At 31.7% G+C, this 13,284-nt stretch carries 8 protein-coding genes; 1 reads left to right on the top strand and 7 read right to left on the bottom strand.

The annotated features are described in order from the left end of the window. From R9X47_RS21570 to R9X47_RS21550, 5 genes are all read right to left on the bottom strand, one after another. Positions 1-921 carry an ABC transporter permease gene (locus R9X47_RS21570; protein WP_432663152.1) on the bottom strand — a complete coding sequence of 307 codons (921 nt, stop codon included), beginning with the start codon at positions 919-921 and terminating at the stop codon, positions 1-3. Between the two features lie 765 nt (positions 922-1,686). After that, positions 1,687-3,687, bottom strand: a complete 2,001-nt coding sequence (gene ligA / locus R9X47_RS21565) for an NAD-dependent DNA ligase LigA (RefSeq protein ID WP_432663151.1) — start codon at positions 3,685-3,687, stop codon at positions 1,687-1,689. A gap of 34 nt (positions 3,688-3,721) precedes the next feature. Beyond that, entirely contained in the window at positions 3,722-5,941 is a 2,220-nt protein-coding gene (gene pcrA, locus R9X47_RS21560; protein WP_432663150.1) for a DNA helicase PcrA, read from the bottom strand. A gap of 284 nt (positions 5,942-6,225) precedes the next feature. Next, a complete protein-coding gene (dmpI, locus tag R9X47_RS21555; RefSeq protein ID WP_432663149.1) occupies positions 6,226-6,426 on the bottom strand; it encodes a 4-oxalocrotonate tautomerase DmpI in 201 nt (66 codons plus the stop codon). Between the two features lie 36 nt (positions 6,427-6,462). Beyond that, positions 6,463-7,398 (bottom strand): DMT family transporter, encoded by a 936-nt coding sequence (locus R9X47_RS21550; protein ID WP_432663148.1) that lies wholly within the window; start codon positions 7,396-7,398, stop codon positions 6,463-6,465. A gap of 158 nt (positions 7,399-7,556) precedes the next feature. Between R9X47_RS21550 and R9X47_RS21545 the strand changes: the two genes are divergently transcribed. Then, complete coding sequence (locus tag R9X47_RS21545; protein ID WP_432663147.1) at positions 7,557-8,456, top strand: LysR family transcriptional regulator; 900 nt, start codon at positions 7,557-7,559, stop codon at positions 8,454-8,456. A gap of 755 nt (positions 8,457-9,211) precedes the next feature. Here R9X47_RS21545 and R9X47_RS21540 read toward each other — a convergent pair. Together R9X47_RS21540 and R9X47_RS21535 are read right to left on the bottom strand one after the other, a co-directional pair. Continuing rightward, positions 9,212-11,371, bottom strand: a complete 2,160-nt coding sequence (locus tag R9X47_RS21540) for a leucine-rich repeat domain-containing protein (protein WP_432663146.1) — start codon at positions 11,369-11,371, stop codon at positions 9,212-9,214. 960 nt (positions 11,372-12,331) lie between these two features. Further along, complete coding sequence (locus R9X47_RS21535; RefSeq protein WP_432663145.1) at positions 12,332-13,228, bottom strand: hypothetical protein; 897 nt, start codon at positions 13,226-13,228, stop codon at positions 12,332-12,334. Between the last annotated feature and the right edge of the window lie 56 nt (positions 13,229-13,284).

The following is a 13,284-nucleotide window of genomic DNA, read 5'->3' as shown; positions in this document are numbered from 1 at the left end:
TTACTCGTTAACTCTTATACGTGGGTCAATTAATCCATAGGTCATATCTACAATCAAAATCATAACCATCAAGAACGCTGCATAGAAAATTGTAACACCCATGATAGTCGGATAATCTCTATTAGTTATACTAATAACAAAATATCTACCCATTCCTGGTAATGCAAATATTCTTTCTACTACGAATCCACCAGTTAATATACCTGCTACCAATGGACCAACGTATGATACAACTGGTATAATTGCATTTCTAAGTGCATGCTTGAATATAACTACACCTTCAGATAGTCCCTTTGCTCTAGCAGTTCTTATATAATCCTGCTGTAGTACCTCAAGCATAGTAGAACGGGTTAATCTTGCAACAAAAGATAGGGAATATCCTGATAATGCTATTGTAGGAAGTATCCATCCCCGTGGATCCTTCACCCCGAAGGTTGGTACAAGATCGAGCTTCAGAGCAAATATATAAAGTAGCACCGTAGCTATAACGAAGTTTGGTATCGTTATTCCCATGGTCGCCCCAAACATTACAAGGTTATCCTGCCACTTATTCTGTTTGAGGGCCGATATTATTCCAAATGGTATTCCTAGTAACAGTATCAATAAAATTGAATAAGTTCCTACCCTTGCAGAAATCGGAAATCCTTCCTTAATAAATTCGTTAACCGTTCGCCCTTCATAAACAAAAGAAGGTCCTAAGTCCAATCTGAAAACTCCACCTAAGTAATCGATGTATTGTTTCCATAATGGATCATTTAAATGATATTTTTCTCTTAGAGCTTCTTCAATAGCTGGTGGTAACTTTTTCTCCTGTGTAAACGGACCACCTGGTACTGCATGCATTAAAAAGAACGTTACAGTTATAATTAAAACTAAAGTAATAAATAAAGAAACTAATCTGTTCAAAAGAAATCTAAGCAATATCTCCACTCCCTTCAATAAAATTTAAAATAAATTATATTTTAAAAGGTTAGTGCATTAGAGCACACCTTTAAAAACCAAAAAAAAACAAGCTAAGAAAGCTGCATAATATTTCAGCTTTTCATAATGATTCATGTATATATATTTACCAAATTCATGTTTTTTTATTTTCTAAAGTCCCAAAATCAGAAGGGTTTTTCGATAGGAATAACATGTACGATTCGATTGATTTTTCAAACAATTATGAACAAAAAAATTTATATGTATAATGTTTCTGTATTTTCATGATAGCTCAAATTATTGCAAAATTCAATGATTTACGTTTGTTAATAAATTTAAATATTTGTAACATTTTAGGTATGCGTTGATATATCTTAATTATACCTATATAACGTTATAGATATACAGTCATAGTTTATTTATTTTTTATTTACTTATTGTAAAAATTATATACTCAACGTAATATATTCCACCACAACATTTCCCTCTACATCATCAGTCTTTTTTTCCATTTATTCTTTTATATTGAAATTCATATGTAAGGTTTTTGTGTTTACTTTTTTTATATTCGTGTTTTTTCTTCCCTATTACTTTTTTCACCATAGTTCACACACGAATTTTTATACATGAATTTTATAGTTCGTCTATATAGAACACACATATAAATCTACATTTCGGTTTCTATACATAAAAAAACCATGGGATAGATTAACAAAATCCCATGGCTTTCATAGTAATTATCACTATTTATTTTTATATACTTTACTAATTATTAACTAACTCTTCAAATTCGTCTTCAGTAATTACCTTTATCTCTAGCTTATTTGCTTTATCAAGCTTTGAACCAGGATTCTCCCCAGCAAGCACATAGCTTGTTTTCTTACTTACACTACCGGTTACCTTTCCTCCTAGATCCTCTATTATCTTCTTTGCTTCGTTTCTAGAATAGTTTGATAAAGTACCAGTAAGAACAAAGGTCATGTCTTCAAACTTAAGATTTTCACTTACTACGGCCTTTTTCTTACTTTCTATATTCACTCCAGCTGACCTAATCTTTTCAATCACCTTGAGATTTTCTTCATCGTTGAAGAAGGCAACTATACTTTTCGCCATCTTTGGCCCGATTTCATCAACCTCAGTAAATTCTTCTTCACTAGCTTCTATCAATTTATCCATACTACCAAAGCTATCGGCGATGAGCATGGCAGCCTTGGAGCCAACATGCTTTATACCAAGGGCGTTTACTAACCTTCCTAGATTGTTTTCTTTAGATTTCTCTATAGCATCTAAGAGATTTTGAACGGATTTTTCTCCCATTCTCTCAAGATTAACAAGTTCTTCTCTTTTATCTTTTAAATAATATAGATCACCTGGATCTTTAATAAACTGCTTCTCTAGAAGCATCGTAACTAATGCCCCGCCTAAGCCATCAATATTCATGGCATCTCTGGAAACAAAGTGAATGATTCCCCTTCTAAGTTGGGCAGGGCAAGCGATATTTATACATCTTAGAGCAACTTCACCCTCTAATCTCACGGTTTCCTCTCCGCATTCAGGACATTCGGTAGGTAACACATACTTCTTCTCTTCGCCAGTTCTTTTTTCCTCTATTACCCTTACTACCTCTGGAATTACATCCCCAGCCTTATGTATTACTACAGTGTCCCCTATTCTAATATCCTTCATATCAATAAAATCCTGATTATGCAGAGTAGCTCTACTTACGACTGAACCGGCAACCCTTACTGGCTCAAGTATTGCTGTAGGCGTTATTGCTCCTGTTCTACCGACCTGAGGTATTACATCCTTTATTACGGTTTCCTTTTCTTCTGCCGGAAATTTAAAGGCTATAGCCCATCTTGGACTTTTTGCCCTTGTTCCGAGACTCTCTCTTTGTCTTAAATCATTTACCTTTATTACTAAACCATCAATCTCATAGGGTAGATCATGTCTTTTTTCATGCCATTTTTCACAAAGATCTATCACTTCATTGATGTCCTTACATACTTTATATTCAGAAGTCTTAAATCCAAGGCTTTTAAGATATTCTAACCCTTCAGAATGTTTATTTATATTGGATCTGTCAGTCACTAATATATTAAAGATAAATATATCAAGGGGTCTTGATGCAGCTATCTTAGGATCAAGCTGTCTTAGTGAGCCGGCAGCTGCATTCCTTGGGTTTGCAAAAACTGTTTCACCATTTTCTTCCTGTCTCCTATTAAGAGCAGCAAATTTAGCCTTTGGAATGTATACCTCACCCCTTACTTCGATACTTGTATCCTCTTGCAGTTTTAGGGGTATTGACTTTATAGTTCTAAGGTTCTTAGTTATATCCTCTCCAATGGTTCCGTCACCTCTGGTAGCTCCCCTTAGAAAGCTACCATTTTCATAGGTTAGAGCAACCGATAGTCCATCGATCTTGTACTCAACAACATATTCCACTGCATCTGTAATTTCTTTTTTAATCCTTTTATCAAAGTCCAGAAGATCCTTTTCGTCATAGGAATTACCAAGACTTAAAAGGGGTACTGTGTGGGTAACCTGATCAAACTTTGATAAAGGCTTGCCTCCTACTCTTTGAGTTGGTGAGTCAGGAGTTATAAGCTCAGGGTGTTTTTCTTCTAACTCCTTAAGCTCATTAACCAACATGTCATATTCATAATCACTTATTTCTGGTTTATCTAAAACATGATAGCTATGATCATGGTAATTGATTTCTTTTCTAAGAATCTCCATTTTAGCTTTAACTTCATTCATATACATAGGATTGCTCCTTCCTTTTTCTTAAAGCTTTGAACTAACCTACTATCTCAATAGGTGCAAAGCCAAGCATAAGCTTTTTGATTCCTTGTTTGTCAAAGGCTATTGTTAGTTCAGCCTTATCTCCACTTCCATTTACGCTTATAACCATTCCCGTTCCAAACTTTTTGTGCTGAACCTTAGTTCCAGGCTTCACCTCAGAAGAACTCACATTACTAACGGGTTTCCTATCAACCTTTACTTCCTTTGGTTTTCTCATACTTATCATATGGCTATTGGCAAAGGAGTTTAAAGTATTGGTTTCTACACTAGTGTTACCTTTCTTTTCCAATATATCATCTATATTCATCAATTCCTCTGGTATCTCATTAAGGAATCTAGATACTGCATTGACATTAGTTCTACCATAGAGTGTTCTCATAGAAGCATGGGTTAGGTATAATTCTTCCTTGGCCCTTGTTATACCTACATAGCATAGTCTTCTTTCCTCTTCTAGCTCCTCATCCTCAGTTATTGATTTTGCACCTGGGAAAATCCCCTCTTCCATACCTACCATAAATACTACTGGGAACTCTAGCCCCTTTGCACTATGGAGTGTCATTAGCGTCACTGTATTTTCTTCGTCCTCGAGTTTATCCAAGTCTGAACTTAGAGATATATTTCCTAAGAACTCCTCTAGAGTTTTTGTTTCAGAATTATTCTCAAACTCCATAGCTACAGACATAAATTCTCCAAGGTTTTCAATTCTAGTTTTTGCTTCTATAGTATTTTCATTCTTTAGTTCTTCCATATATCCCGTTTCATTTAATACATTTTCTATTATCTCAGTTACCCTAAAGCTATCCTTATTTACAATATGCTTTGTAACAACATCTAAAAAGGAGTTAATCCCATTTGTTACTCTCTTTGACATCCCGCCAATTTCATTTATATCTAGAATAGTATTGAAGAGTTTTTCTCCCCTATCTCCTGCCGTACTTTGAAGCTTTTCAATTGATCTATTTCCTATACCTCTCTTAGGAGTATTAATTACCCTTAAAAGACTCACATCGTCTAAAGGATTTTGAATCACTCTTAGATAGGCTATTATGTCCTTAATCTCTTTTCTATCGTAGAATTTAAGTCCGCCAAATATTCTATATGGTATATTATTCTTCATTAAAGAGTCCTCGACCACACGTGATTGAGCATTTGTTCTATAAAGAACTGCAAAATCTGAAAACTCTCTCTTATCATATCTAGCTTTCTTCTCAATTTGTCTTACTACAAAGTCTGCTTCCTCACGCTCAGTCTGACCTTTATAATAGTTTATTTTCTCACCCTCATCATTTGCAGTCCAAAGTCTCTTATTTTTTCTTCCGAAGTTCGACTGGATTACATTGTTTGCAGCCTCAAGAATGGTCTTTGTAGAACGATAATTCTGCTCTAGTTTAACAACCTTAGCATCAGTAAATTCCTTTTCAAAATCAAGTATATTTCTTATATCTGCACCTCTAAACTTATAGATCGATTGGTCATCATCTCCAACAACACATAGGTTTCTATGGCCCTTTGAAAGCATACTTACAAGCTTATACTGAGCCTTATTAGTATCTTGATACTCATCAACCATTATGTACTCAAACTTTTTCTGATAAAAGTCTAAAACCTCAGGGCTGTTTTCAAATAGGTCTATAGTTTTAAGTATTAAGTCGTCAAAGTCCAAGGCATTATTGCTAACAAGCTTTTTCTGATAAAGCTCATATATATTACATATAATTTTTAGGTGAAAATCACTATAATAAAGATTACTATATTTTTCTGGAGTAAGCAGTTTGTCCTTAGCGCTACTGATTACACTTTGTACGTATCTTACTGGATATGCATCATCATTTATGTCAAGCTCCTTAAGACACTCCTTGATCACAGTCTTTTGGTCAGCGGAGTCGTATATAACGAAGTCTCTAGTATAATCTATCTTATCTATATCCCTACGAAGGATCCTAACACAGGCAGAGTGAAAGGTGCTAATCCACATACTAGAAGCAACACTTCCAATTAAGGCCTCAATCCTTTCCTTCATCTCCTTAGCAGCCTTATTGGTAAAGGTAATTGCTAAGATGTTTCCTTCATAAACACCCTTTTCTTCTATCATATAGGCTATTCTATGGGTAAGTACTCTAGTTTTCCCTGAACCAGCACCTGCTAGCAACAATAATGGTCCCTGGGTTTTTAGTACCGCTTCCCTCTGCCTATCATTCAAAGTAGATAAATCCATTTTTTAACTCCTTTCAAAGTGTCTGTTATTATAAATTTAATATAAGTTCAAAGAAATTTCTTAACCGTCACATGAATATTTTTTCTAACACTATGTTATATTATTTACGGACAACATGCAAATGTTTGTTCGCATATTTTTTAAAGCTTTTTTGCCTTCTGTACTATTATCTAAAAATACTCTATACATATCAAGTCCCAACCTATATTCTTCATAAAAATTTAAAAGAACTGCAACAATTCGAAGACTGTTGTCAGTTCTTTCCTTTCAATTCAAAGCTCTTGTTACTTATTCATATCTTCCATAATATTTTCGAGTGTTCTACCCCCAACCCCTATAGAATCTATTCTAATCTCTTCAATAAACACCATGAAAGACTCCTTAGGGTAGTCTGTTACTTCCGCTGCAACCTCTGTGAATATCTTAATTAGCTCACTCTTTTTTTCCTTTGAAAGTGGTCCAAATGTTCCTCTAATTAGTGGCATAGTCATCTCCTTTCATTATAGGTGAATATCACTTGATTACATACTTTCATTCTGTCTACCTTTTTTAAGTAATATATTTTGCATATTATTTAAAGCAACACCTCCAATTATACTTATTCCACCTAAAATCGTATAAACATTTATGCCTTCATCAAATAGCATAAATGAAACAATAGATGCTACCAGTGGATTAATGTAATTAAATACTGATGTTCTTGAAGGTCCGAATTCTTTTATTGCGCTATACCAGCTGTAATATCCTAAAACTGTACATGTGGTCCCTAAATATAAAGACGATAAAATAACTTTTATATTAATATCATCAATTTTGCTCAAAAGGGAAACTGGTGAAAGAAAATTTGAAGTAAAGGCGAAAGGTACTAACATTATAAAAGCAAATATATTCATATAAGCCACAACGATAAATGGATCATATTTTTTTAATATTTTCTTTGCCCCTATAGAAAATATGGCTAACATCACAGCATTAAGTAACATAAGCATATCACCAAATATTGTTTTCCCAAATGAAAGATTAGCAATGCTTCCTTTTGTTATAATAAGAATAATTCCTATAAAGCACATAATGATACCAATTACTCTTTCAAGCTCTAATTTCTCTTTTAAAAATAAACATGAATATATTGCTACTATTATGGGCGCTAATCCTACTAGTAAAGATGCATTTACAGTTGTGGTATATTCTAAAGCCGTGTACTGTATAATAAAATAACCACTTATCCCCATAAATCCAAGATAAATAATGTATGGGATATCTTTTCTATCAATTTTTCTTTTTTCATTTGGAGTTTTAAGCAATATGACAGAAAAAATAATTATTGCAAACATCATTCTTAAAAAAAGGAACTGCACTGGAGCCAAATTCCCTATACCGATTTTTACTGCTGCAAAGGATGTTCCCCAAAATATTACTGTTAAAGTTAATAAAAAGTATAAATATCTTTTTCTCATAAACTGCATCTCCTATATCCTCACTCTAATAATTTTTATACAACGTTGTACAATTCATAACTTTAATTTAATGTTATCATCTCTCTAAAATATAGTAAAATAGATATATACGATACTATATATCAGTTTTACCGATAATGATAAGGAAGGAAAATATCATGGATTTTAAATTATTAAAGTCATTTATAACAATAGCTCATACCGAAAGTTTTTCAAAAGCAGCTGAGATATTAAATTATGCACAATCAAGTATATCGGAACAAATTAAAAAACTTGAAAATCAATTGGGGACTGTATTATTTGAACGTTTAGGTAGTCGAATAAGACTTACTAAAGATGGGAGAATATTTCTATCCTATGCTGAAAAAATATTAAATTTATATGATGAGGCTGTGGCAAACTTATCTCCATCTTCTCCTCAAATTATAAAGGGAGAATTAAGAATTGCCATTACAGAAACCCTTTGCTTCTATAGTTTACCAGAACTTTTACGAGATTATCATAAACTATATCCTCACGTAGATATTAAAATTAAAATGGGTAACTGTTATGATTTTCCTTCTTGGATTAGAAAAAATATAATAGACATTGCATTTGTATTAGATGATAAAGTAGATAATCAAGATATCGTATCAGAAATTTTATTTAATGAACCTCTTGTTCTGGTTGTAAGCAAACACCATAGTCTTGCTACTAAAAAAACAATTAGCCCTAATAGCTTAAAAAATGAAAACTTAATACTTACTCAAAAGGGTAGTAAGTACCGCAGCTTATTTGAAAGCTATTTAGTAGGTCTTGATATTTTTCCTAGTTCTCTTTTAGAATTTGAAAGCACAGAAGCCATAAAACATTTCGTTATAAATGGGCTTGGTATTTCTTTTCTACCACGCTCTACTATAAAAAAAGAATTGTTAAATGGTGATTTACATGAGATTTCATTACAAGATACAAGCTTCACCATACCGGCTCAAGTTCTTTACCATAATAATAAATGGATTTCTCCAGCCTTACAGGCTCTATTAGACTTAACTCATAATTTAGTAAAAAATACTAAATAAATCTAAACTTATTAAATAATAAAGCAAGGGGATTAAATCTATATTCAAACCCCTTACTTTATTGTCTACTTATATTATCTCTTCTTATTTTGATAAATCTTTAATCAATTTCGATACATCAACAGTGCAGGTGTCTAGCTCAAGTGTCAGGCTAGAACACGTAATTCGAAACAGTTAATCATGGTTTCATATTTTATGTGTTCTAACCTGACACTTTTCTTTTGTAAACCATACAACTGAATACGTAACTCTTCTAAATGAGATTTAATAAGAAATTACTTTGAAGTAATTTCTTTTTTTATTACTACGCTAACAAGGTCTTCTATTATCTATCTGTTATAGCTTTATGTATTATAATCTCAAAAATTCTTCTTAATAAAACAGCAACTGTTAGTGATTTTCCATATAGTATTACTTACGGCTTGTGTACTGGCATCTTAGGTGGTACTTTTGGGCGTAAGAGCACTAGTAACGTTAAGTAACTCTTTAATGCTTATAAAACCGATTTTATTTGCCTATATGATTCTTTTATAAATTTCTTATTGTATCCAAAATATTTTCTCTTTCCCTAAATCTTCTTCTCTCTTTCTTCAGGCCAGTAAGACTAGTCATTATATTTATGGGATAACTGAAAATGGCTCCTGTAGAATACAGGAACCAACTTTCAATTGCATAATATTAAATTTCTGTCCGATCTTGGAGCGTAGCAGAATAACAAATAACTCTTTACTTAATGACTGTTTTTTCTTTATTAATTAAAAACCGGGCATTGTCTCATTACACTCAGGATAAAAATTAGTATCCCAACTATGATCTTCACTTATCTTTTCATCTGAAACATTAAAATAGTCGTATGTAACTGGAAGAAGTTCATGATCTACATCATTCCATGTTAAATCAACATGATAATACTTTCCATCAATATTTACAATATTCCATCCATGTCCCCAACCACTAGTTGCTCCATCAGCCTCTCCACTAACTAAATAACATTCAATACCTACCATGTTTAACAATAGCTTCATTGATTCAGCGTATCCTTCACAAACTCCTAGGCCATTTATTAATATCCCGTATGGGTTAAATGAATTATTCTCAAAAGCTTCAGGTAAACCGCTCTCTAGCTTCTCCACGGCTTCCCAATCATATGAAGCGTTTAAAGCTATATAGTCATGTAAAGCTTTTTCTTTTTCTAAATCTGTCATACCATCTGTTATAACTTCCTTAATAATCTCTTGTGCCTTTTCATATACTTCTTCAATTTCACTATCTATTATTAAGAAATTTTGATTATATTCAATAGCATTTAAAAGTCTAGAGTAATTATCTACAACTATATTCCCACTTAAATCAAAATCCTTCATTAAGAGACTATCATAGTATTTAGTAGTTGCACTAAAATCATTTACATATGTTCCACTTAAGTATAATTCTTCTAAATTAGTATGGTTGTCTAATATACTAATATCACTAATTTGATTATTTACAAGATCTAAGCGTCTTAGGTTCGTTAGATTCTCTAGGGCAGTAATATCACTAATATTTGTATATGCAAGGCCTAGAGACTCCAATTTACTTAACTCACTTAGTGCGCTTATATCACTGATTTTACTTTTCCATAGGTGAAGTTCTCGTAAGTTTGTTAAGTATTGAATACCTTCTATATTTGATATTCCTTTTCCGCCTAAAAACAATGCTTTAATATCTAATAAATCGTTTTTATATATATCACCAGTGAATTTACCAATTTCATCTCTTATCACTGCTTCTAGATTTTCGTCTGGAAAATTAATAACTTCACCAGGATTAACATCTGTATTTAATTTAAAATCTTTATCTAGTAGATCATAATAGTAAGATGCTACTGGACTATAATCTACTATTGAGTTTCCTGAAAGAAATAATTTTGCCAAGTTTGTTAATTTGATTAATGCACTTATATCTTCTATTTTATTATTTTGTAAACTTAACGACCATAATGCTTTCAATTCACTTAGTGGGCTGATATCACTAATTTGATTATTTTTAAGCGATAACACTGATAACCCTCTTATGTCTTTTAATGAACTAATATTGCTTATTTCATTATCTTGTAACCCTAAATAACCTAAAAAAGTTAATTTTCTTAATGCACTTATATTGCTAATTTGATTATTATCAAGCCCTAATACCTGTAACCACTTTAAATCTTCTAATGAACTAATGTCACTAATTTCATTACCTTCTAAATTTAGATAATTCAAATTTCTTAAGTTCTTTAATGCACTTATATCACTAATTTGATTATTACGTAAGGATAAGTCTTTTAAATTACTTAAATTTTTCAATGGGCTAATATCAGTGATTTGATTTCCAGACATCCCTAAATGTTCTAAATTCGTTAGGTACTGTATTCCTTCTAGGTTAGAGATGCCTTTTTCCTCAGCAATTATAATTGTAATATTCTTCACATCACTCTTATAGATATCACCTGTTTCTTTTCTTAAACTTTTTCTTATTGCTTGCTCTAAATATTCATCTGGGAAGTTGATTACTCCATCAGAATTATTGATAGTACTAAAGCTCATAGTTATTTCATCTTTCAAGCCTTTCCCTGAAGTTGATTTTATCCCTTTTATGTAGAGAGTATATCCTTCTCCTAAATTATAATTGATTTTTGGTACAATTTTTATATAATCAAACTCCAATAGATCAGGCAAAGGTAATTCGCAATCATGTCTAACTCCTTTTGAATCTAGAATATAGATATTCTCTTGATTAATAGTGTTTTCCTCAATATTCATGTTAAACTTGATTGTCCAATCCTTGTCTAATTCTATATCGGTTTTAGGTTCAAATTCTACCACTGCATGAGATGATATTGTTGTAAATACAATTAGTACAATAGTTAGAATAATTGAGTAACGTTTTATCATAGGTAAGTCCCTCCTTATACAATCATTTTTATTATACATAACATCGATGTCGTAATTTGTAATATAATGTCAACGAAATATAAAAATAACTGATTTCAGGTATAGTAATTTTTATTCAATATAGTGTAGGGTTTTCCTATAGATATAAGCCATACATTACAATTCTGTAACCAATTTCATCTAGTTAGCCCTATTCATTATTCGGCTTTCCTAATCCTCCACTTTCGCAAAGGCTTAAGTTACTACATACGTTCATACTTCTCAGTTGATTTTAAAATTTGTAAGTGTTACTATTTATTTAGATTATATAGGGAGTTGTATATAACATGAGAATTATAAAAGATCTAAAAAACTTTAAAATAGTTTTTTATGTTAATCCTCGTTATAAGTAATGATTTAAAATAATATTACATTAATTAGAGTATTAAAATTTATAAATACTCTTTTTTTAATTTCAGTTTTTAGACTAACCAAATTACTATTAAAAGCAGTGCTAAACTCTATTATATAGCCTTATTTCAGATGGTCTAAAGCCTTGTTTAATGTGGACTTTTTAATCTTTTTCCAATATAATGAAATTATTATTTTATTGGAAAGGATACTTAGTTTATGTATTTTGCTTTTATGGCCCTTGGTCCATTTATTCCAGTTTTAGTTTTCTTTCTCCTAGATAAAAAGTTTAACCTAAAGAGGAAACTAATTAAGAAATTTAGAACGAATTTAAGGTATTTTGATACTATATCTTTAATTCTATTTTTCCCTTTTATTGGATATAGTTTTTTTAAGCTTTTAACAACTGGTGGTCCACTAAATCCCCTGACATTTTCTATGCTTTTTTTATATTATTATTTAAAACGCATACCTGAAGATATGCGCTAACATTCTATATACCAAAATATAAGATTAAAGTCTGTGGATAAAACTTACACAGACTTTAAAGGCTAAATAGCAAAATACTCTCTAGGCTACGATATTGATTTTTTCACCGCTATATTTTGATTTATAATTTATACTATCTCTATAGTGCTTAATACATTTCTGAGCTAGTCCTTCCTTTACAAGTACATCTTTATTTTCTGTACTTTTATTGCCGCTGACCTCATTCTCTTCTTGCCTCTTGTCTAAAACCTTATTTAAAGAACTACTTTCCATATTACTCTTAGCTTTAGTATTTATATCCTGTAATTCTTCACCTATTTTTTCACTAATATTTTCGATGTTATCCTTAAGCTCTGCAACTCGTTCCTTTTTATCAACAGGATCAATTCCTCTTCCCTTATCTATCTTAATTTCACTCTCTAAAACCCTTGTTTCACCTGCCATTGAAGTGTTTTGAGATGATAAGGTCTGAATCCGTGATAAGTTACCAGAGAGACTTAAAAGCCTATTCATAGATTCATCAGATTTCATATCCTTAGACGAAGTTTCATCTGATGTCCCATTAGATTTTCCGTTTTTCTTATTTTTCTTCTCAGTATTAAGGCTCTTACGTTGCTCTTCCAACTGAATTTTACTTATTTGCTTCTCGATTTCCTTAATCTGATCATCGATACCATCTAATTTTTCCTTTATAGCAGATATACCCTTACCACTTTCCAGAGCCTTCTCCAGAAATGAACTTCTACTATCGATTAATTTTTCTTTCTGCTTCATTAGATTTTCTATGATACTGTTCTTCTTCACTTTTTTCCCAAAATAGATTCCCCTGTTGTTTCCAAAGACATTTGTAGCTTTCGCAGTTCTATTGCTTTGTGATTCTTTGTTATCCCCAGAACTCTTCTTACCAGAATTATCATTTAAACCATAACTAATACTAAATGAACTTATTTGTCTTTGCGGTAAGAAAGATACCCTCATATATAATCCTCCCTTCATATAAATTTACAAATCTTGTATATCTTTTTACATTTTAT

It is taken from the genome of Wukongibacter baidiensis, from assembly GCF_050888315.1.
GTDB lineage: Bacteria > Bacillota > Clostridia > Peptostreptococcales > Caminicellaceae > Wukongibacter > Wukongibacter baidiensis.
Note: the sequence above shows the minus strand (reverse complement) of the source record. Positions and strands in the feature narration are given on the sequence as shown.